Source organism: Moorena sp. SIO4A1 (assembly GCF_010672065.1).
Lineage (GTDB): Bacteria > Cyanobacteriota > Cyanobacteriia > Cyanobacteriales > Coleofasciculaceae > Moorena.
Genome location: NZ_JAAHHX010000035.1, coordinates 18,319 through 39,226, shown reverse-complemented (window position 1 = coordinate 39,226; position 20,908 = coordinate 18,319). Strand labels below are relative to the sequence as shown.

Sequence of the window (20,908 nt, the reverse complement as noted above, 5' to 3'; positions counted from 1 at the left end):
AGCATCCCGAAGGGTATGCACATCCTACAATCAGTAAATCACCTAAGTAGTAGAAGTGTTAATCAATGCCTGCTGTAGGCGGATTTTGTCCCTACCGTGCTGATGGAAAATCACCCAAGATTCAATGAGATCGGGACCGTGAACATCTCCAGTGAGTGCAGCACGGAGCGATCGCACGAGGGATCCTTTTTTCACTTTCTGCTCTTTAGTGACCTTTTTAATAATCTGCCCAGCCTAATCTGCACTCAGCTGTGACAGATCACTAATAGCATCAAGGATGGCTTGCAGTACTTGTGAAGCACCTTCAGCTTGTAGCCGTTGAGCTGCTTCTTCACTAAATTCGACTCACTCAGTCAAGAACATCCTACTCATATCTACTGCTTCTGGCAAGCGAGTCAGACTCAGCCCAATCAAGTATCCTCTTAAATGTGCCATCTGAATAAACCATTACTTCAGAAGGTAACTCTTTTCCTGGGAAACCTGAAGCCATTACTATTCCATAAGCCCCTGTATTTCTAATTGCCAGGATATCTCCTTCTTGTACTTGAGGTAGTTTTCTCTCTTTGCCTAAAAAGTCTGATTGCAATACAGTATTGCCTCTTATGTCATAAGTTTCTGTCTCTCCTGTTTTACCAACAGCCTCAATTTCGTGGTATGCTCCATATATTCTTGGTCTTGGAAATTCTCCGAACCCTGCATTGATTGATATCTGCTTTTTACCAGTCAATTGTTTAACATTTGTTACTTTGGCATAAAGTGTTCCTGCCGTTGCTACAACCGATCTACCAGGCTCTATTTTTAATTTTACATCCCTTCCAAGATGGTCTGATAATTCTTTTGTTAATCTTGAATAGTATTCTCCTATTCCAGCAAAATCAAATTTTGATTCAGTTTTTCTTCCAGGTACGCCAAAACCACTTCCAAAATTTACATATTCTAAATCTGGAAATTGCTTTGCACATTCCATCAAATAATTTGAAGAGTGTATTAAAGGTTCTGACTCTAAAATATTAGATGCGAGATATCCGTGTATTTCATTGATTCTACATCCATAATCTTGAGCAATTTGTTTTACTCTTGAAAAATAGTCTTGAGGTATACCTACATCTGAATCTTTTGGGGAATTAGTATAACCTTCAGGAAGTTCGATATCTTCTTTCATTTTAATTCTAATTCCAAAATTACCCCCTGCATTCAATTTACAATATTTCTCAACCTCTTCAACTGAATCCAAATTTACTTGCACTCCTTCTTGAACTAATCTCTCTAAACTTTCACTATCCAAACCAGTTGAAGTAAAAGAAATATCCCCATTACTGAATCCCACTTTCTTAACTAAATCAAGTTCGTGTATAGAATTTATTTGAACAAAGCCTCCTAATTGTAGGATTTTCCTTAATACCTCGCTATTACTATTACACATAACGGCATAATGTACCTGTTTATTTTCATAAGGTATTGAATCTATGATTAGTTCAAAGTTTCTTTTAATCTCATTTTCTTCATAAACATAAAGAGGTGTTCCATTCTCATTAATTATATCTAAAATATTTTGATTATTCAATTCATATTTACCACTCCATTCTAATTTGACTGATTTCATTCTTCCAAGTAATTCATCTGATAATCTCTCAATTGGGAAATTTTCAGAAACAAAATTAACTCCGACTCTACTTATTCCTCCTTTTGTACAAACATCATCTATTACTCTAAATCCAAATTCTTTTAACAAATCAGCAGTCTGATATAATGCATCAAAAATTATTTCTCTACCTTTCTCTTCATTTATTCCTTTTTTTGTAATTGATGTCAGATATCCTCTGATAAATTCAGAGATTATTGCAGGAGAACAACTTGCAAGATGCGTATATTCATCAAGATGTTCTTCAGGGACACAATAGACATTAGCAATTTGTGACAAATCTAAATAAACTCTTTCTGATTCTTGAGATTTATCTGCTACAAAAAGAATTGTGCCTTTTATTTTGTTTGTTATACTTGGGATTATTCTAACTAATTTTATTTTGCCTAAATTTTCATAGTAAGAATTTCTTTCTATAGATGCGACAGAAGTTACCAGAGTTTTTTCATTCAACTTTCCGTTTAAGTCTTGATATACATCAGGCAAATCCTGTGGTTTCACACACAGGTAAATATAATCACAATTAGAAATAACTTCTTGATTTGTCCCTTTATTTATTCCTGTATATATGACTATTCTTTTTAATCTTTCAGTACTTCTATTTGATGCATAGATTTGATCGGGATCGGCTACTCCGCTATCTACAAATCTATTAATTAGCATTTCACCAATTATTCCTGTTCCTATAAATCCATAATTTATCTTTTTCATTATTTGTTATTGTCTAGTAGTCAACAGAATAAGTATAACTCAGATCTTGCACCTGATTTTTAAAACGTAAGAATTTAGGTCATCGGAATCAGGGAAGGATAAGAAACCGTTGGGGAAACGGTAGCCTCAAGAGCTTGTCGGAAAAACTCCATAGCCGAAGGAACCTGGACACGGCAGGTTTGGATGACAGTGACATACTCCTACACTGACCTTTGCAGGTTCAGTATAGGCTTCTTCCCAACTCCACCTATCGGCTCGGATACTCGGGAAGCTTTATTTCCGACGGGATGCCCCACCGCCAACTTCAATATGTTGATTGCCGCATTCACATCACGGTCTTCTGTGTATCCACAGTGAGGACAAGAATGGATGCGATCTTTTAGTTTTTTAGGTACTTTTGTCCCACAACTGGAACAGTTTTGACTGGTATTTTTGGGATTTACTGCCTTCGTGATCAAACCAGCATTTTCAGCTTTGCTTGATAGAATTGACAGAAATTGACCCCAACCAGCGTCAAAAATGGATTTAGCCATCTTAGTTCTGGCCAAACCTTTGATATTTAACTTTTCGTGAGCAATTAGATCATGACTATCTAGTAAACCCTTCGCAGTTTTAAAATGAAAATCTTTTCGAGTGTCAGCAACCTTTTTGTGAGCTTTCCCTAATTTAGTGACAATTTTTTTTCTATTGTTACTACCTTTTTTAGATCTGCTGACAGTTTTTTGGATCCTCTTTAGTCGTTTTTGAGCTTTCCGATAATACTGGGGGATAGGAACCTCTGTTCCATCGGACTTGATCAAAAATGATTTGAGACCCATGTCTATCCCAATAGGGTTTGATACTTGTTCTATGGGAATCACACTAGGAACAGTATCGTCCTGTAGCGACAAGGTCACATAATACCCATCGGCTTTACGTGTGACTGTAGCAGTTTTGATTTTAAAACCGTCTGGAATAGGTCGATGATAAACCATCTTGACCCATCCAAACTTAGGTAGATTCAACTTGTTTCCTTGGATAGGATTTTTCGAGAAAGCGGAAAAAGTTAAGGATTTGTACCTGTTCTTGCCTTTAAATCTAGGTCTACCGCTCTTCTTCCCATTACAATCGCCTTTCAGGTACCTTTTAAATGCCAGGTCTACCCTTTTAACGCAATCTTGTAAGACATTAGCATGGATAGTTTTGTACCAGTGCCTATCTTTCTTTAACTGAGGCAGAGTTCTCTTTTGAGAAAAGTAATCAGGGTTGTTTCTTAACTCTGGTAAGTGGCAGATCAAAGGGCAGGAGTTGATAGAACAGCGATTTTGCTCATACCAGTTAAATCTGTCAGCCAATAGATAGTTGTATTGGTGTCGCAGCAGATCAAGCCATCTTTCTATTTCTGCTTCCTGTGATTTTGATAGCCTTAACCGATATTGATACGCTGTTCTCATTGTTGTCAATTCCTGTTTCTCGACCTATTATTAATCTAGCAGTCGTGGCGACAAAAGTCAACCCGTAATGAAAAGTAAAAAGCTTGTAGTTAGAGTTACCGAATTTGAAAAAAAGCAGTTACAGGAAGAGGCCGACAGAAGAGGAATGACTTACTCAGAATTGCTCAGAAGTTTTATAGCTCGTCTCCCACTCCCGAAAGACTCTGTGCAAAATTCCTCCCTGGAGACGAAACCTTAGATAGTGGAGCTTTATTACAAAAGATTTAACCCTTTTGCGCATAACCGACTAACCATAAAAGCTCCACTATCTTACGGTAACTTTAAGCACTCATACTACGTATTGAGATGTGGGGCTCCTTTTGCCGGAAAGCTGAGTAAATCGGCTGTTTCCCGAAACCGTTCTATGGAACGGGAACCGCCACAGACCTTACGTTTGGTCACTCCTGGACGCAATGCTCTTTCCGCTCGATTACTCGATTATTATCGGGTGGAACTTCTGGGTGGCCCTTGGAAATACCGGTCTTCAGTATTTAGTATGCTATGTTAACGTAAACCTTAAATAAAATCAAAAAAAATTTATCAAAGTATAGCCCGAAATGCCAGGGTAAACGCATCTTGTTGGGTAAGCGGGGGTAGTTCTCAATAAACCTGGCCTTATTGTGCTTATTGACAATTGCTTTTCAACATATAGTGTTTATTTAATTTTAAAAACACTATATATAGGATAAAAAAATTAGATGCGTTTACCCTGCCCGAAATGCCGCTTTAGTTGACTTCTAAGGATGAGCTATTGTTCACTAGAACTATCAGGGAAGTAATTTGAGGATATATAGCGTTGGGAGCATGTCAAATTCGCAGAACAAATGTACTAAAATAACTGATAACTGCTACTGAAGCCCCGAAAACACTTTAGTTCAAGCGTTTGTATTTCAAGTTTTCTTACAAAATTGACCTGCTCCCTATATAGCGTTTCTTATAGCTATAAGGTACACAGAATTTTTTACCTATTCCCTCTTCCATCTTACCTGCTTCCTGCTCCCTGCTCCCTGCTCCCTAAAGCCGAGAATTTTGTACCTCATGACTATGATAAGTGCTATAGTTACCCTTGTCAGCAAATTTTAATCAAAAGGAGGATTAGAGCAATTCATGAAGTACGGTAAGTACTTTCTACACCTGGCAGCCTTTCTACTAGCACTAACTATATTAGTCTTGCCTCTGCCAGCCCAAGCCCAAAGCGCTGCCACCATTAACGCTGACTTTGAAAACAAGGATCTAAGCGGTAAGGATTTCTCCGGTAAAAACTTTAGTTACAAGGTTTTTAGCAATGTCAATTTACAGTCAGCTAACTTGAGCAACGCTAAGTTTATAGGTGCGGATATTACCAAAGTTAATTTCACGAATGCTAACCTACATGGAGCCGATTTTACCTATGCATTCATTAATGGATCTACCTTCAAGAAAGCAGACTTAACCGATGCAGTGTTTGAAGATGCATTTATGTCGAAATCTAAATTTAAGGGTGCAGATATTACTGGCGCTGACTTCACGTTTGCAATTTTGGATTATAACCAAGACCGGAAGCTATGCAAAAAAGCTTCTGGTAAGAATACTATAACTGGTGTTGATACTCGCGATTCTTTATTCTGTTATTGAAATTAATCTAAGTATTCAGCGGTCAGTGGTCAGCGGTCAGTGGTCAGTGGTCAGTGGTCAGCGGTCAGTGCTCAGCCTTTGGCCTTTGCCTGTTACTGTAGTTTGCGTGGCACAGGCTTCTAGCCTGTGATCTAGCCTGCATAAGCTGATAGCTGATACCTGATAGCTAATAGCTCTTAGCTAATAGCTGTTCGCGTAGCGTGCGCGTAGCGCTTAAGCTGATACCTGATAACTGAAAGCTGATAGCTTAACTTAATTCTCATCTAAATAAAAACGGTAAAACAAATAATCATCTCGGAAAGGATGATCATCTGCGACATGATGAATAATACCTCGATTAATCAGTATCTGTCCAATAGCAACTGCGTCTTCCCGAGTAGAATTACACCGTTTTACCAACCAATCTACCGCTTCTGAGCCAACAAAACAGCATCCATAGCTATTGAGACGATAGCGACGGTCTTTAATATCCAACGCTTCTGGTTGACGCATTTCTTCGACCAAGGTTTCAATGTCTAGTGTTATCATATCCTCTTGGAAAGGAGCCGTAGGGTAAGAGTCTTGATCTATCTCATCCATAGGCTCTAGGAAACCTGAAACTAAGGAATCCTGGGGTAGCTGCTGAGACTGATACCCATTGGGAATATAGAGTTGGTTTTCGGGCGGTTTTGGCTGACGTTCCCCTAGCCAAGCGGTCAGCAATTTCTCTAACTGAGGCGATCGCACATGGAGGTCTCGTTGAGGAAATGGTATATGGATATCATAGCGACGCAGACTTTTCTCAATCCGGTAGTTGAGGTCACTCTTGATTTTAGGCTGCCGCTTGGGGTCTCCAGTCCAGACCAACAGCTCAAACTTGAGGGCACTCTCACCAAATTCCTGAAACCAAACTTGGGGATAGGGCCTTAGTAACACTTCCGGGTGACTCTTCGCAGCTGCCAACAGTGCCTTCTTGACCTGCTCCACATCAGATCCGTAAGCCACTCCTACAGGAATCTTGAGCCGGGAAATCGGGTTACCGTGACTCCAGTTAATCACCTCAGTTTCTAAAAAGCGGGCATTGGGCACAATTATTGTCACTTTATCCAAGGTGCAAATCTCTGTACTGCGGGAACCCATTCGCTGCACAGTTCCCACCAAATCGTTGACCTTAATAAAATCCCCCAGTTGAATCGGTCGCTCTAGGGTGATAATTAAGCCACTGATAAAGTTGTTAGCAATATTTTGCACACCAAAGCCAATTCCCACCCCTAAGACACTAGCAAAAATGGTTAGGGAACTTAAATCCAACCCAGAACTTTGGAGTATGATAATCATGCCCAAAAACGTCAGGACATACTGGATCAGGGTAGCAATCACCTCTTGCACCCCTGAATCAGCGCCAGTTTTCCCCAAGATGTAACGCCTCAATAGCCTGGTGAGGGCACTAACCCCAAACCATAGCACAACGGTTAATACCACCAACAGCAGCACTTGGATCGCAGAATACTTGCTTTCTCCGGAACCAATTACAGGAGACTTGAGGAAGTTTAACAGTTCATAACGCCAACTGCGAACTTGGGGAAATAGGTCACTAATGGTTAAGATAACTGTAGTCCACAGGATAAGCTGTAACCCTAACAGGGCTGCCCCGAGAAATAATTTAGCTGGGTCGTGCCAAGGGAAAAAAGGCGAAGCCGGATTCCCTAGCCAGGAGGTCAGTTTCCGCAAGGCAAATTGCCTGAAGACCCGTAACAGCAAGTACAACAGGATTAACAACACCAGCACTATGCTTGTAAACCTTACTGCCTGACGACTATAATCTGGCATCCGCTGTCGTTTGCCCTGCCGGATCGCCTTTTCAATCAGCTTCTCCCATTTTTCGGCTTGCTCAAGAGGATCAGTATCAGGAATTTGATCGGCCTTGGTAATCGTGACCAGAATCCGCTCGGTAAACTTGGTACGAAGAATCCCCTCGTTTTGCCCGACATATTCAATGTCCACATATTCAGGTTTTTGTAGGGATTTCACCTCCCTTGCTAAGCGCTGATTGATCAGCTCGGCTCGCTCAGTAGCGCTAAAGTTGCCAGCGTTGCCGACTTGAAATAATTCAATACCATCCACTACCACAGGAGCTTTCTTAGTGCCATTTGCAAAAGATTCCTGTGCTAAGGTAGAGGCTGGTAATAGGGTGAGCAGTAGGGTAAGTACACCTAGCAAAACCAATCCCAAGGAACGCTGAAACCTAACCCTTGGGAAAGGGTTAATGGAAAATCGAACATTCAGAAGAGATTCCATAGGTGACGTTCCATTTAGGTTCTATTTTCGATAACATTAGAATCTCATGGTTAAGGTTTAGCTAACTAGCTGTGCTAGACTACCCGTTCTAAATGTGTGGAGGAATCGTTTTCCTGGTCTGGCGTTCCCGGTTTTAACCCCTCCAGCAGACCGCTGACCACGGCCCAGGTGCCGACTCCCATTATTAACAGTACCACTAAGCCAATCAACCAAACCACAGGTTTATTATTGGGCAGAGAGTTAGTGACACTTTTCTCTCCTAATAGACTAGTCTGGTCAAAGTTCTGTGCAGTGGCGTTCAGGTCATTTTCCCGTTTCAAGGTCGCTGTAATCTTGTACGGACCAATCCGCAGGGTATCCTTGCTTGAAAAAGGTTGAATACCAGAGCGAATCTTCCGCCCGTTAATAAACGTGCCGTTGGCGCTGCTGTCAGTAACATAGAGTTGGGTATTAGCCACTGTGATCAGGGCGTGATACCGGGAAATCTCCTTGTCAAGAAGTACCAGATGAGACACAGATTGACCTGCTAAGTGTGCTGGCAAATGGTCATTTTCTCGACCAACAGCAATGGGCGGTCTCAGAACAGGTTTCTTTAACTCGCCGGTTTCTGGGTCTTCCCAGGTCAATTGAACATAAATAGGTTCAGCCAAGATTTCACTCCTGCTAACTAGAACATAGTGGATCAGTGCTGAGAGGGTCAGTTTTGAGTGCTGAGTTTTGATTAGCACATTAAGCGTTGTTTTTCAACTATACCCACCGATGCTAAGGGGATGACAAAAAGGGTGAAAAATAGATAAGGTGTCCGGTGTAGGGTTTTGGGTAGGTCGTGGGGAGGAGCCAGTTCCCCCTGAGGGAGTGACAACAAGGCTAAATGCCATGGAGAGCATGCTGTCAGCCACTCGTTAAACTGAGGTAAATTAATCTTAAAGCACTGATTTTAACTATGCCTGATTTTTTGCCCATTGCTTACTTTCAGAACAAGTTTGTCCCTTTCACTGACGCCAAAATCTCCATTGCTACCCATGCCTTGCACTACGGCACGGGAGCTTTTGGCGGATTACGCTGTATCCCTGACCCAAAAAACCCACAGCAATGTTTACTGTTTCGGTTAGACCGCCATTGCCAACGCCTAAGTAATAGTGCTCGGTTATTACACTACAATTTACCTCCTGATAAAATCGAGACTATTATCGTTGAGTTTATCAAACAAAATAAACCAACTAAGTCGTTTTATATCCGCCCTTTTGTCTACACGTCAGATTTAGGAATTTCCCCGCGACTCCATAATATTGAAAAAGACTTTTTTGTTTATGGATTAGAATTAGGAGATTATTTATCTCCTGAGGGAGTTAGCTGTCGGATTAGTTCATGGTATCGACAACAAGACCAAAGTTTACCCTTGAGAGGTAAAATTAGTGGAGCTTATATTACGTCTTCCTTGGCGAAAAGCGAAGCAGTAGAGTCTCGCTTTGATGAAGCCATTATGATGAATTCTGAGGGGAAAGTATCGGAAGCTTCTGGGATGAATATCTTTGTGGTCAGAAATGGCCAGCTGATTACCCCTGGATTCGATCAGGATATCCTAGAAGGAATTACTCGGGATAGTATTCTGACCCTTGCTAAAGACATGGGCTTGCCAACTATACAACGACCAGTGGATAAATCAGAACTATTTATTGCCGATGAAGTATTTCTGAGTGGGACAGCGGCAAAGATCACCCCAGTTAAACGAATCGAAAACTATCACTTATCTCCAAACAGACCAATAACCGAAAAGCTCAAGGAGATGCTAGCAGCAATTACCGAAAATCGGGAACCGAAATATAAAGACTGGGTGTATACGGTTAAAATTGATAAATAAACTAAACTTAGGCTTATAGAACCCTGTAAACCTGTAGCGACGTCTGGGATAGCGAGTAGAATCAAAGCTAAACACATGAACAATCAACTGATAAATTCTGCAAACCCCTTAGGCGGTCGCTACAAAATCATCAGCAAGCTGGGAGCAGGTGGGTTTGGTCAAACGTTTCTGGCACGGGATTTGCACTTGCCAGGAACTCCCCAATGTGTGATCAAACAGCTCAAACCCCAGGTGACGGATCCTCAGTGTTTGGAAATTGCCAAACGCCTATTTGAGCGAGAAGCCCAAGTCCTCTACCAGCTGGGTAACCACGATCAGATCCCCCAGTTGCTGGCACATTTTGAGGAAAATCAGGAGTTTTATCTGGCCCAAGAATTTATTGATGGAGAACCCCTCAACCAAGAAATCCGTCAGCCTTGGGAATCAAATCGAGTGATTGCTCTGTTGCAAGACATTCTACAAGTCCTAGTATTTGTCCATGAGCAACGTGTGATCCATCGTGATATCAAACCCCCAAACCTGATCCGCCGTCGCAAGGATGGTAGAATTGTGATGATTGACTTTGGGGCAGTTAAGCAAGCTAGCACCCAGATTATCGATCCCGAAACGGGGCAAACCAAGACCATTGCTATTGGCAGTCATGGCTACACCCCCAAAGAACAGTTCGGTGGCAATCCCCGTTTTAGCAGCGATATCTATGCGGTGGGTATGGTAGGCATCCAGGCATTAACCGGAATTCATCCCAAGTTCCTGAAAGAAAACTCCGAAACAGGGGAAATTAACTGGCGCGATCGCGTCCAAGTTAACATCCAAGTTAACTCAGAATTAGCGGATATCCTCGACTGTATGGTGCGCTATGACTTCCGTGACCGCTACCCGACCGCAGTAGAAGCGTTGGCAGCAGTTCAGAGGCTAACTGCTGCACCAACAATAGCTATGTCTGCTAAAGTTCCGGAAGAGACTGTTTCTGTTTCAGCAACATCAGCACAAACCCAGGCCAGATCAGAGATCATCCGAAGATGGTTAACTAAGCCTTGGTTGATGATTACTGTCTTAGCAGGGATGGGTATCAGTATTTCTGTGATCGGTACTAAGACTTTTCTAGTTACGAAACCTGTCAGTCAAACTGACAATATTACTGACAACATTAGCGATACCGTTGCGGAAACCTCGACTACCAGCTCTGAGTCAAAACCTGGAACTCCAGCCGTTGTTAGCAACACCCCTGAAAGTACTACTACCAGCTCAGTCCAAAAAACTATTCCTGAATCGGATACCGAATCAGCTGCGAAATCGGCATCCGACCCGGAAACACAACCAACGGAAACACAACCAACTGCAATAGAATTAAACAGCCAAGGGGAGAGCTTGCGGCAAGCAGGAAAGTACCAACAAGCACTGATGACTTACGAAAAAGCGATCGCAAGGGACTCAAATTTAGCAGAAGCTCATTGGGGTCGTTGCTATAGCCTCAATTCCTTAGGGCGTACTCCAGAAGGACTGGCTGCCTGCGATCAAGCCCTTGCCCTTAAACCTGACTACCCAGAAGCATTGTGGAGTAAAGGTGCAGCTCTGGAATCCCAAAACACCCCAACAGCCATAACTCAAGCTCTAACTCTATACGAGAAAGCGATCGCTATCAAGCCCGATTTTGCTGACGCCTGGATTAACCAAGGAGTAGCCCTCCATAAACTCGGTCGGTACAGTGAGGCCATAGAAGCATATAATCGGGCACTTGAACTCAATCCTAATTCTGCCGATGCTTGGAGTAATTTAGGGGCAGCCTATTGGGCCAAAGGTCAATACAAGGAAGCAATCAATGCCATGGAAAACGCACTTCAAATCCAGCCGAATCACCCCAATGCTAAGAATCTGCGTCAGCAGGCAAGGGAACAATTAGGCCGTTGATCAGTCGGGAAAAATAAATATTTGATAAAGATTTTATATCTAAATAAATATCTGATAAAGATTTTCGGTTTTGGTCTTAGAAATGGGAAAATCCTCTACTATTACGTTTAATTGGTATTAAGCATTATACCGGATAGCGCTAGGGATTAAATACGAAAACCTAACACCTAACACCTTATCCTAATTTTCAAAACTAAATTGACAGAGTACTAGGATTGCGATTGCAATCCCTAATTTGAGTTAACTAATTTGAATTAACTTTGCATCACTATGAAACTGAATACACCAGCACTTGGAATAAGAGCAAATTGGCTCGAGAAGTGGATGCCGATCGGCCTAATTTTACTAGTCGCTACTGGGTTGTACCTATATCAACTCGGCACAGAAAGCTTATGGTACGATGAACTATTTAGCATTAACAAAACCCAGAGTGGGATATCACTGCCTCCGAAGAATCTGACACGTCCCTTTTATTTCATGATTCTCTACATTTGGATGCAGTTTAGCACTAGCACCGTTTGGTTGCGTGGGCTATCTGTGATTTTTGGACTAGGCAGTGTCTTCCTAATCTACCTGTTGGGTCGTCGCTTAGCTGGAAAGCCAGTTGGCTTGATTGCCGCCCTGTTACTAACCCTCTCCCCTCTGTTTATCAACCATGCCCAAGAGGTAAGGATGTACACCCTAATCCCCTTCTTAAGTTTGGGGGGTACCTTAGCTCTAGCTCATGCCCTTGAAAATCCTAGGTTTGCTGCCATCAACTGGTGGGCTGTGGGCAGGTTTCTAGCCCTTGTGACTACTCCGGTTAGTGTGACCTTGTTTCTGCCAGATCTGGTATTAATTGGATGGCAGTTCCGTAATCAAAAGCGCCGATTATTTGCCTTTGGGATTAGGCTGCTGCTGATTGGGAGTTGTTGGCTTCCTTTAGTATCAGCAGTTAATGATTCTTCCACTAAATTCCTCAAAGGTTGGGTGACACAGTACCCAAAACCCAACATGATCTTAATTGTCTCTGAAGTCACCCACTTGACAGTTTTCTGGCCATTGAGACACTTACTAGGATCAGGCATCAGTGCCAACGACCTGATGAAACAGCTCAATCAGCAGTCTATCATGGACTGGCTTGTGGAGCATGTATTAACCTCAAATATTGTACCTTTGCTCTATTACATGGCATATACAGCCATGGCAATCGGCTTGCTTGCTATAGCTCTATTGAGCAGGCACCCCTCAACAAAACTCTGGTGGATTAAAGTGTGGGCATTATTACCTGCCGGATCTATCTTATTGATATCCTATGTTTCCAGTTCCATATGGAAAGCTCGCTATCTACTAATTGTATCCCCCTATTTCTTAATTCTTCTAGCAGCAGGCTTGATGCAAGTTTGGCGTTGGCAACGTCGGGTGGCTGTTTTAGTAACTTTGCTCTACGCTATAGCAGTGGGTAGTGGTCTAGTGCATTACTACACAACGTTGTATCGTGTAGCAGGTGGTCCGCCAACTTGAGACTTTTTGAATATATAGCAATTTTCATAATCATGAGGTACACAGTATTTTTCAAGACTCCCATCCATACCAGCGCCCGTAATCACAACTAAACAAACTCTTAACCCTACTCCCTAATCCCTACTACTTACTCCCTAAAACCTAGAAATTTGTACCTCACCAAATTGATAACTGCTCTATTAGCGTTAATCGGTGGCATCCTGATGGGACTGACACCATCACCAACAGAAGCTTGGCCCCTAGCGTGGATTGCCCTAGTGCCGCTATGGTTCATAGTCGTCAGGGGTCAGAGTATTCGTGGCAATGCTTTATCTGGTCTGATCTGGGGTATCGGTTATCATGGCTTAGCTCTATCTTGGATTACTGGTATTCACCCGATGGATTGGATGGGGGTACCATGGCTAGCTAGTATTGCGATCGCATTATTCTGCTGGATATTCATTACCCTCTGGGGAGCACTCCTAGTAGCTGTCTGGGCAATAGGAATCTCTATAACTCAATCAATTACAGCAAGTTTCGCCCCCCTAGCCCCCCAACTTTGGGGGGTTCTTGAGTTAAAGTCCCCCAGAATTGGGGGATTTAGGGGGCTTGCAGCTAAAGGTAATGAGGTCAATTCATCTGAAAACCGCTGTAAATTCCCATCCACCAAAGCGACACAACAACGTGATATAAATCCTGATATAAATCCTGATATAAATCTCCCTATCCCCACTCAAAACTATTTTCTTTTAACCTCCTGCTTGCGGGTTCTAATCGGTACAGGCTTGTGGTGTGGCATAGAAACCCTGCGGAGTATGAGTCCCCTGTACTGGTCTTCCTTATCCTATACCCAAAGTCCCCATAACCTGATAATTTTGCACCTCGGTCAATTATCCGGTCCAATAACAGTTACAGCAGCTATTGTCGCCGTCAATGGTTTAATTGCTGAAAGCGGCTTAACCATTAATAAGTTTAACGTTGGAAGCTTGAAAGTTGACAGGTTGAAAGTTGACAGGTTGAAAGTTGAAAGTAATCACAACAAGCTTGAACCTTGGCCAAAAGGCCACGCTACGCGAACAACCTCTCAAAACCTTGAACCTTGGCCAAAAGGCCACGCTACGCGAACAACTCCTAAAAACCTTCAACCTACAACATTCACTCCCTACAAACCTTTAACCCTTGTGACTATAGCAATCGGGTTATTAATCAGCTTGCATCTGCTGGGATGGTTACTGTACAGCCAACCAATTGAGCAATCAAAAGATTCTGCTATTAAAGTCGGTATTATTCAAGGAAACATCCCCAATGAAATCAAACTTTACTCCGCTGGCTGGCAGCGTGCTATAAAAGGTTACACTACTGGGTATCAGACATTGGCAGATCAAAAAGTAGATGCAGTGCTAACTCCTGAAACTGCCTTACCTTTTCTTTGGCAAGAACAGGTTCGCACTCGTAGTTCCTTCTACTCAGCAATATTAGATAAAGGGGTTTTAGTTTGGGTAGGAGGCTATGGGCAAAGAGGGCGTAGCCTTACCAATAGTTTGTTTACTGTCACCGGTACTGGTGAGACCTTGAGCCGTTACGATAAGGTCAAATTAGTGCCATTGGGGGAATATATTCCTTTTGAAGAATTCTTAGGACGTTTAATTGACCGACTATCCCCTCTTGATGCTCACTTAGCACCAGGTAAACCTAACCAGTTAGTAGAAACGCCCTTTGGTCAAGCAGTGGTAGGAATTTGTTATGAGTCAGCTTTTCCCGACCACTTCCGCTATCAAGCTGCCGCTGGTGGGCAGTTTATCCTCACTGCATCCAATAATGCCCATTACAGTAATACAATGCCTGCCCAGCACTATGCTCAAGATGTAATGCGCTCCATTGAAACAGATAGGTGGACAGTTAGAGCAACTAATACCGGCTATTCGGGTATTGTAGACCCCCATGGCAAAACACTATGGCTATCCGGGATTAATACCTATGAGTTGCACGCAGATACGATTTATCGACGACAGACTCAGACGTTGTATGTGCGCTGGGGTAATTGGTTGACTCCGGTGTTATTAGGGTTAGGGGGAATTGGCTGGTTGGTGTTGGCTTGGTTTGGAGTTAGTGTTGGCTTGGTAAATTAAACAGCCTTGCATTTAATTTGCCTAGACAAGCTAGTGATAAACATCTAGTGGTTTTGCTGCGGTAAGCTTCAAGGTTTCCGGGGCTCAAATAACTACTTTTGTACCACTAACCACCATTAGAGCAACTTCAAGTTTTAGATCGTTTTCGACCAATAAACCTATAGTAGGGAACTTTCAAGCCAGGTAGAAATGGTAAATTTCCCATCTTTTCTTTCAAAGACACAGTATCAAATTTATGATGCAAGTAGCCTAGGCGATTGGGACAAAGAAAAACGTTATCCGTGGCAAACCAAATCGGCCAGAAGTGACGAGCTAAAAACGAATGACGTTGCAATCCTTCAGGGGGATGTTTGTGAGACACATAAAAATCCACAACCCCGATCATTCCCCCTGGCTTCAAACTCTTTTCAGCTTGCTCAATCGCCGCAAACCATTCGGGAATCATGGTTAAAGAATAGGAAAAAGTGACGATATCCGCCACCCCTTCTGGCGGTAAAAATTGAGTGATATCGGCTTCGACAGTGGTTACATTTGTCCAGCCGTGATCGGCTATTCGCCCTCGCGCCACTTCCAGCAGGGAAGGGGACAAATCCACAATGTAAATTTTACTAAACTTAGAGAGGCGATTAGCAATGGATTCCAAATTCGACCCCGTACCCCCCCCGAAGTCAACCCAGACACAGCCATTGCTATCGCTATCGGCAAGGGATTGATAAAGTTCTTCTCGTCCTTTTAGCAAACGCCTACGAAAGCGATCGTAATCCGTTGATTGAGTACGATAAAAGTTTTCCAATCGCTCTTGATGGCTATCCCCTCGGATCGGTTTGGCTAGATGATAAACCGTTTTGAGATCGCTAATCAAGTCGGATAAAACGCTCATTTTTTCTCTTCCCTCGCCAGTGGAAATAGTTTTAAGCAGTCAGCAAATCAGCTATGTAAAAACTGCCGTAGGTCTGGACGCGATCGCGTGGGTGCAATTGGTCAGCCAATTCAGTATTGTACATCAATAAGTCTGATAAAAATCGGTCTTTACCGCCATAACGCACTTGCACCGAATCAAGGTATTCCACTTTGAATCCCCCACTGCGAAACAAAATGCGAGTTTTATCACTGGCTCTAGTCAAAATAGCTTGCCATTCTTTTTGCAATTCTTCGTGATTATACTGACTCAGCCAGTCCATGTGGTCGAGAAGCACGAAGCGAGAAATTCGAGCTTGACAATTTTCCAGAAAATTGGTTATTGTGCTATTTTCCACCTGAATGGGATCCACTAACCCGGATTTTAGGCGCAGGAAATTTTCTTCCTTTAAATATTGGGGACAGCAATCGGGGGAATATTCTCCATTCAGAAAAACTCGCCAAAAATAGTTATCTTGAATGGGGATCCGAGTAAAGACATTTTCGCACCGTTGGCGTACAAAGGTCGCGATACTTCCTTCGTCGAGATAGCGTTCCATCTGTTGACGTTGCTGTGCGGGAACACCGAGCATCCACAGGACTAAATCGCTATTGAGGAAGCGATAGAGATAATCTTTCCAAAAGACGGGCTCGATCTCGCGCTGGTAAATTTCCTGCCGTTCTTCTGGGGTTTTGGCATTGAGAATGGCATCGAAACTGGGGCGAATTTTCAGGATGCGATCAATGTAGTAGTTGATAGCGAAAGCAAAATTACCCGTAGTTCCTCTAAAATAAAACGAGCGTCCGCTGTCGAATAATTTAGTTCCTTCTTTGTCCCAATACCCTTGCGAGGGTAAAGATAAATGGGAGCGCAGCTTTTGAGTATAAATCTCGTTAAACTGCTCCAACCGACCGCGACCGAACAATTGAAAAAATTGCTCGAAATCCAGTTCTCGAATCGCCGCAATTTTGAGTTCTAGCAACGCATTTTGTTTGGGATTGACATCGATGGCGTAAATTTGTTTGGGTGCGTCGAGAGCGTATTCCAAAGCGTTGCATCCCGCAGAGGTAATTACGACAACGGTATCGTCAGCTTGCAAGTTTAAGGCAACACGATCGAGTCTGGGATCTTCCCAGCAGGTAACGTAAACGAGATTCTGCTGATGTACCCAACTAAAACCAAGATATCGCCAGATATCTTTGATTGATTGCAATTTTGATAACACAGTTTAACCCTGACTAAATTTCCAGTAATACGGGAGCCTCAAAGCATCCAAAAGTAACTGCTTCTTTGGGTGTTTGCTGGCAAGCGAGAACCGACTCATCGATTGATCCTGCAATTTGTAAGGCTTGGGTTACCAGTTCCGAACAAAATATTCTTTGTATGTTCTGGCTATCAGAAGGAACCAAATATCGGTTAACTTTCAGCCAAGCTCCGATGGACTTCCAGCAGCTATACCTGACTTGGCGCTCATGAAGATTCCACAGCCAATTTTGCATTTTATCGATCCCTTCCGAACTTAATGGTTTTGCCAAAGGAACCCACCAAGCTTGTCCGTAGTTTCGATAAGCATTGAGCCAATTCTCCAGGTAGTGAATTTGTACTCCTGGTTTACATTTTTGGTTTCTAAAATCCGGCAAACTTGTGTAACTTGTGGACTCAGCGATCGCCACCTTTCCGTTCCCGTTTGCTTCCAGATCGGAATCCAGGACAATCGCCGTATGACTGTAATCGCTTCCAGTGAAGTATCGAATCAGAGCAGCATCGATCTTCAGTCCAGAAAAAGTAATCAGATCTCCTGGTTTAAATGGATAGAGAGGCTCAATCAAATTTTGGGTTGGGCTAGAGCGAGAGCTTGTGAATTTAATTGAATCTAACATCAACTTATTCAACTCAATGACAGTAAATGTGAACTCGAGAGTCAACCTCAGTTTCGATCTCGATTCATTTTTTTTTGACAGAGTAATTCTAGCCTATAGTGAAATTTTTGGGAAATAATTATTGTGATTATGTCCGGAATAATGTGCTGTTGGATCGGATGGAACACTCACCCCTCAACTGACCTAAAGATCACAAAATTCCCGAACTGCTGCCCAAATCAACGCCATCACATCCCGCAAACCGTGATCGCTCTCCAATTCAACCAATTGCACCCAAGGGCGGGTACTGGCATAATCACGACTCTCGATGATAGGAATCACGTCATCATAGCACCCATGTAGAATCAAAGTAGGTACTTGTCGCCCTAGCTCCAAAGCCTCATACTGACGGGCATCTTCTAGAAACTGGTAGTGCAAGGGAAGCTTTCGGTTTTCTCGGTAATGGTAAATCTCTAGATATCCCTCGGAGCGCCACTGATTGAGCTGTTCTGCTCCTAATTTGGGCAACCAATGGCGAAGGAACCCAAATGCTGGTGCTAGTAGAACCAGTCTCTTGATTTGTGGATGTTTTTGTGCTAAGTGTGCAGCGGTAAAAGCACCCAAACTAGAACCAATTAAAGTGACTGGTGTTCCATCTAAGGGCAGTAATGCTCCCACTTGACTAAGCTGGCGACTTATTGTTAAATGGTTAAAGTCATCTTGATTAAGGTCAGGAACTACTAGAGCGACATTGAGGCCAGCAAAAGCCTGCTGTAGATACACCGCCTTGGCTGACTCAGGGCTAGATGCGAAACCATGTAGATAAATAAATCTCAAAATCCTTATCCTTTGTGGTTCTACTTAATCCGATAAAGGATTTTGGTTGCTGCGCTGTCTCATGAATTGAGCAAACTGGATGCGTTGTTCAGGAGTCATCACCTCTCGCATCTGCAACATACTCTCAAAGCGTAACTTTCCTAGCTGCTGGTTCAATACTTGAACTTGTTGGTATTGAGTGCGGATAGTTTCTCTGTCAGCTGTACCCACCATCAAATCACTTAATGTCTGCTTGGCTTGACTCATTTCCTGACGAAGATCTATAATGGACTCTTCATACTCTATCCTAATGGAATGTAGCTGCTTCCTTTGCACGTGGTTGAGATTCAGTTCCCTGACTAACCTATCCTTAATTGATTTTGGGTGTTGTTGACCCTCAGGGTTGGGAATCAATTGAGAGGTTACAGGGTTGGAATTAGCTACAGCAGTGCAGCCAGTCAGGGTAACCATGAGAAGTGACAAAATATAACCTGGACGTAACAGCATGGAAGTTACCTATAAATGTCTTTAATTTAAAGTTTGTAAGAAATATTGAAGGTTTAAAATTCAACTTGAAGGTTGTTCGCGTAGCGTGGCCGAAAGGCCAAGGTTGAAGGTTGAAGGTTGTTCGCGTAGCGTGGCCGAAAGGCCAAGGTTGAAGGTTGAAAGTTGTTCGCGTAGCGTGGCCGAAAGGCCAAGGTTGAAGGTTGAAGGTTGACAACCCACTTTTACCTTGCCATAGCCGTTGGCTAGAGCCAACCTTTTAACAGGTCAAACCTTATCCTCTATAGGAGATACTGAGGTGATGGTTCCTACTATGCGCATTTATTGTCCAGTATTGGCTAATATCATCCAATCAGCTGGTGGAGTATGAATGACATTGCTCACCGATGTCTCTCCCACAACTCCATGCCAATTTTTCTCTAAGAAAGCTTCTAGAGTGGTTAAATTGTGGGTGCGGTAACCACTCCAAGCCATCAGTAAACCAACAGCGATCGCTGATGGAAGTAACCAAAGCTCTGGTTTACGACTAGGCGGTGGGGATTTAGCGATCGCATTTATAACTCGTTCCTCCAAGTCAAATGCTCCTGGTGGAGGAGTAGGTCGATTTTGGCGCAGAAATGCTTGCCATTGTTGGTCATCAGGTTGAAACTGAGTCATGGCATCTCTCCTTGTTGTTGGATGATATATTTCCGTAGGGAAGTTCGAGCGTGGAAAAGACGAGACTTAACCGTTCCGAGAGCTATGCCCAAAATTTTAGCAACTTCCTTTTGTGGCACATCCTCTAAATCATGTAGCACCAGCACAGCACGATGGTTCAAGCTCAGTTGCTGCATTGCTTGTTGAATAATGTCCTGATAGTGCAACTGCATCAGATCAGGAGTGTAGGAAGACTTGGCATTTTTTAGGGGTAGATCAGCTGTGTCCTCTGGAAGTTGAAGGTTGAAGGCACGTTGCCGTTGCAACTTGCCCCGCTGATCCGATGCCACATTCCAGCAGATGCGGTAAAGCCAGGTGGAGAACTGTGAAGGTTGCCGTAGTTTTGGTAAGCCTTTCCAAACTCGTAGGAACACCTCTTGTACTAAATCATCAAGAGCATAAGCACCACATAGCTGATAGATAGTTGACCTGACGCGCTGCTGATAGCGTCGGTATAGTTGGCGAAAACTCTGCTGGTTCCCCTGTTGGCACTGCAATACCAACTCTGTGTCTGTGCTGGTTGTTTTTGCAGCAGCAGAATCTTCTTTTGAAGCCTGGGCTGATCTGACTGACAACTGTGGGTTCTCCCTCACCGCTTTGTTTTCCTATGTTATTTAGACTCACTGGCCAACAGAATGGTTCAATTTGGTAAAAGTTTAGCCAGAAATGGAGCCAGCGGGGGTAGGGTGACCGGGTTTGGGTTAACTCGGAAGATAGAACAGTAAACAGCTCCAGGGATTGCTGGTCTTACTGACACAACCATCGGTCGCAAAACCCTACCCCCTAACCCCGTTTGCCCTACACCCAGTCAGCCCCTTAACTTTCTTATAATCACAAGAAACACGGAAAATTTGCAGATCTTTACCAACTCTTTAATGTCGAGGGACTTTTGATATGATTTACTTGTATTATTATTTCAATATAATTGGTTATTTCCATATATAGGTTGCATCTGACGGATGGCAGGTTTGGTAGCTAATCGGCCCCAATACCAAAAATTATTTTATTGTGCAATCTACCTAGGGGGAGTCCCTTAAGA

20 protein-coding genes are annotated in these 20,908 nt (G+C 43.0%); 7 read left to right on the top strand and 13 right to left on the bottom strand.

All coding sequences use genetic code 11. The features are described 5' to 3' along the window. Nucleotides 1-42: 42 nt before the first annotated feature. From F6K53_RS22045 to F6K53_RS22035, 3 genes are all read right to left on the bottom strand, one after another. On the bottom strand, nucleotides 43-222 hold the full coding sequence (locus tag F6K53_RS22045) for a hypothetical protein (RefSeq protein ID WP_269087119.1): 180 nt from the start codon (nucleotides 220-222) through the stop codon (nucleotides 43-45). Between the two features lie 142 nt (nucleotides 223-364). Next, nucleotides 365-2,353, bottom strand: a complete 1,989-nt coding sequence (locus F6K53_RS22040) for an NAD(P)-binding domain-containing protein (protein WP_293023431.1) — start codon at nucleotides 2,351-2,353, stop codon at nucleotides 365-367. Between the two features lie 200 nt (nucleotides 2,354-2,553). Further along, nucleotides 2,554-3,786, bottom strand: coding sequence for a transposase (locus F6K53_RS22035; RefSeq protein ID WP_293023434.1), 1,233 nt, complete (start codon nucleotides 3,784-3,786; stop codon nucleotides 2,554-2,556). Nucleotides 3,787-4,126: 340 nt separating this feature from the next. Between F6K53_RS22035 and F6K53_RS22030 the strand changes: the two genes are divergently transcribed. From F6K53_RS22030 to F6K53_RS22020, 3 genes are all read left to right on the top strand, one after another. Continuing rightward, nucleotides 4,127-4,333 (top strand): hypothetical protein, encoded by a 207-nt coding sequence (locus F6K53_RS22030; protein WP_293023449.1) that lies wholly within the window; start codon nucleotides 4,127-4,129, stop codon nucleotides 4,331-4,333. Between the two features lie 599 nt (nucleotides 4,334-4,932). Beyond that, a complete protein-coding gene (locus F6K53_RS22025; RefSeq protein WP_293023437.1) occupies nucleotides 4,933-5,439 on the top strand; it encodes a pentapeptide repeat-containing protein in 507 nt (168 codons plus the stop codon). Further along, nucleotides 5,408-5,569 (top strand): hypothetical protein, encoded by a 162-nt coding sequence (locus F6K53_RS22020; protein WP_293067022.1) that lies wholly within the window; start codon nucleotides 5,408-5,410, stop codon nucleotides 5,567-5,569. The genes F6K53_RS22025 and F6K53_RS22020 overlap by 32 nt, the downstream gene beginning before the upstream one ends. A gap of 122 nt (nucleotides 5,570-5,691) precedes the next feature. Here the strand turns inward: F6K53_RS22020 and F6K53_RS22015 are convergent, their stop codons facing one another. After that, nucleotides 5,692-7,716, bottom strand: coding sequence for a mechanosensitive ion channel domain-containing protein (locus F6K53_RS22015; RefSeq protein ID WP_293042061.1), 2,025 nt, complete (start codon nucleotides 7,714-7,716; stop codon nucleotides 5,692-5,694). Between the two features lie 74 nt (nucleotides 7,717-7,790). After that, nucleotides 7,791-8,366, bottom strand: a complete 576-nt coding sequence (locus F6K53_RS22010; RefSeq protein ID WP_293026511.1) for an FHA domain-containing protein — start codon at nucleotides 8,364-8,366, stop codon at nucleotides 7,791-7,793. Between the two features lie 293 nt (nucleotides 8,367-8,659). On the opposite strand from F6K53_RS22010, the gene F6K53_RS22005 reads away from it, so the two are divergent. The 4 genes from F6K53_RS22005 (at nucleotide 8,660) to lnt (ending at nucleotide 15,096) form a co-directional block, all read left to right on the top strand. Next, nucleotides 8,660-9,577 (top strand): branched-chain amino acid transaminase, encoded by a 918-nt coding sequence (locus tag F6K53_RS22005; protein ID WP_293026509.1) that lies wholly within the window; start codon nucleotides 8,660-8,662, stop codon nucleotides 9,575-9,577. Between the two features lie 75 nt (nucleotides 9,578-9,652). Beyond that, on the top strand, nucleotides 9,653-11,485 hold the full coding sequence (locus tag F6K53_RS22000) for a tetratricopeptide repeat protein (protein WP_293026507.1): 1,833 nt from the start codon (nucleotides 9,653-9,655) through the stop codon (nucleotides 11,483-11,485). 270 nt (nucleotides 11,486-11,755) lie between these two features. Beyond that, a complete protein-coding gene (locus F6K53_RS21995; RefSeq protein ID WP_293082221.1) occupies nucleotides 11,756-12,988 on the top strand; it encodes a glycosyltransferase family 39 protein in 1,233 nt (410 codons plus the stop codon). Nucleotides 12,989-13,191: 203 nt separating this feature from the next. Beyond that, nucleotides 13,192-15,096: an apolipoprotein N-acyltransferase gene (lnt, locus tag F6K53_RS21990; RefSeq protein ID WP_293082226.1), complete on the top strand. Its 1,905-nt coding sequence runs from the start codon at nucleotides 13,192-13,194 to the stop codon at nucleotides 15,094-15,096. Between the two features lie 127 nt (nucleotides 15,097-15,223). On the opposite strand, the gene F6K53_RS21985 is transcribed toward lnt, so the two are convergent. The 8 genes from F6K53_RS21985 to F6K53_RS21950 all read right to left on the bottom strand — a co-directional run bounded on the left by F6K53_RS21985 (nucleotide 15,224) and on the right by F6K53_RS21950 (nucleotide 20,444). Beyond that, on the bottom strand, nucleotides 15,224-15,976 hold the full coding sequence (locus F6K53_RS21985; RefSeq protein ID WP_293067014.1) for a class I SAM-dependent methyltransferase: 753 nt from the start codon (nucleotides 15,974-15,976) through the stop codon (nucleotides 15,224-15,226). Nucleotides 15,977-16,007: 31 nt separating this feature from the next. Beyond that, nucleotides 16,008-17,219 (bottom strand): BtaA family protein, encoded by a 1,212-nt coding sequence (locus F6K53_RS21980; RefSeq protein WP_293082219.1) that lies wholly within the window; start codon nucleotides 17,217-17,219, stop codon nucleotides 16,008-16,010. A 13-nt stretch (nucleotides 17,220-17,232) separates the two neighbouring features. Beyond that, complete coding sequence (locus F6K53_RS21975) at nucleotides 17,233-17,874, bottom strand: hypothetical protein (RefSeq protein ID WP_293067008.1); 642 nt, start codon at nucleotides 17,872-17,874, stop codon at nucleotides 17,233-17,235. Between the two features lie 183 nt (nucleotides 17,875-18,057). Next, complete coding sequence (locus F6K53_RS21970; RefSeq protein WP_293067004.1) at nucleotides 18,058-18,690, bottom strand: YqiA/YcfP family alpha/beta fold hydrolase; 633 nt, start codon at nucleotides 18,688-18,690, stop codon at nucleotides 18,058-18,060. 24 nt (nucleotides 18,691-18,714) lie between these two features. Further along, nucleotides 18,715-19,176 carry a Spy/CpxP family protein refolding chaperone gene (locus tag F6K53_RS21965; RefSeq protein WP_293067001.1) on the bottom strand — a complete coding sequence of 154 codons (462 nt, stop codon included), beginning with the start codon at nucleotides 19,174-19,176 and terminating at the stop codon, nucleotides 18,715-18,717. Between the two features lie 60 nt (nucleotides 19,177-19,236). Beyond that, nucleotides 19,237-19,428 carry a hypothetical protein gene (locus F6K53_RS21960; protein ID WP_293082216.1) on the bottom strand — a complete coding sequence of 64 codons (192 nt, stop codon included), beginning with the start codon at nucleotides 19,426-19,428 and terminating at the stop codon, nucleotides 19,237-19,239. A 66-nt stretch (nucleotides 19,429-19,494) separates the two neighbouring features. Continuing rightward, nucleotides 19,495-19,830, bottom strand: coding sequence for a hypothetical protein (locus F6K53_RS21955; protein WP_293066997.1), 336 nt, complete (start codon nucleotides 19,828-19,830; stop codon nucleotides 19,495-19,497). Next, the gene (locus tag F6K53_RS21950; protein ID WP_293082213.1) at nucleotides 19,827-20,444 is read right to left on the bottom strand and encodes a sigma-70 family RNA polymerase sigma factor; all 618 of its coding nucleotides are present in this window, start codon (nucleotides 20,442-20,444) and stop codon (nucleotides 19,827-19,829) included. The genes F6K53_RS21955 and F6K53_RS21950 overlap by 4 nt, the downstream gene beginning before the upstream one ends. Nucleotides 20,445-20,908: the final 464 nt, after the last annotated feature.

Excerpts from the sequence above, each read along its gene's own strand:
- F6K53_RS22040 (WP_293023431.1), bottom strand. The coding sequence starts at position 2,353 with ATGAAAAAGATAAATTATGGATTTATAGGAACAGGAATAATTGGTGAA.
- F6K53_RS22035 (WP_293023434.1), bottom strand. The coding sequence starts at position 3,786 with ATGAGAACAGCGTATCAATATCGGTTAAGGCTATCAAAATCACAGGAA.
- F6K53_RS22025 (WP_293023437.1), top strand. The coding sequence starts at position 4,933 with ATGAAGTACGGTAAGTACTTTCTACACCTGGCAGCCTTTCTACTAGCA.
- F6K53_RS22015 (WP_293042061.1), bottom strand. The coding sequence starts at position 7,716 with ATGGAATCTCTTCTGAATGTTCGATTTTCCATTAACCCTTTCCCAAGG.
- F6K53_RS22005 (WP_293026509.1), top strand. The coding sequence starts at position 8,660 with ATGCCTGATTTTTTGCCCATTGCTTACTTTCAGAACAAGTTTGTCCCT.
- F6K53_RS22000 (WP_293026507.1), top strand. The coding sequence starts at position 9,653 with ATGAACAATCAACTGATAAATTCTGCAAACCCCTTAGGCGGTCGCTAC.
- F6K53_RS21995 (WP_293082221.1), top strand. The coding sequence starts at position 11,756 with ATGAAACTGAATACACCAGCACTTGGAATAAGAGCAAATTGGCTCGAG.
- lnt (WP_293082226.1), top strand. The coding sequence starts at position 13,192 with ATGGGACTGACACCATCACCAACAGAAGCTTGGCCCCTAGCGTGGATT.
- F6K53_RS21985 (WP_293067014.1), bottom strand. The coding sequence starts at position 15,976 with ATGAGCGTTTTATCCGACTTGATTAGCGATCTCAAAACGGTTTATCAT.
- F6K53_RS21975 (WP_293067008.1), bottom strand. The coding sequence starts at position 17,874 with ATGTTAGATTCAATTAAATTCACAAGCTCTCGCTCTAGCCCAACCCAA.
- F6K53_RS21965 (WP_293067001.1), bottom strand. The coding sequence starts at position 19,176 with ATGCTGTTACGTCCAGGTTATATTTTGTCACTTCTCATGGTTACCCTG.
- F6K53_RS21955 (WP_293066997.1), bottom strand. The coding sequence starts at position 19,830 with ATGACTCAGTTTCAACCTGATGACCAACAATGGCAAGCATTTCTGCGC.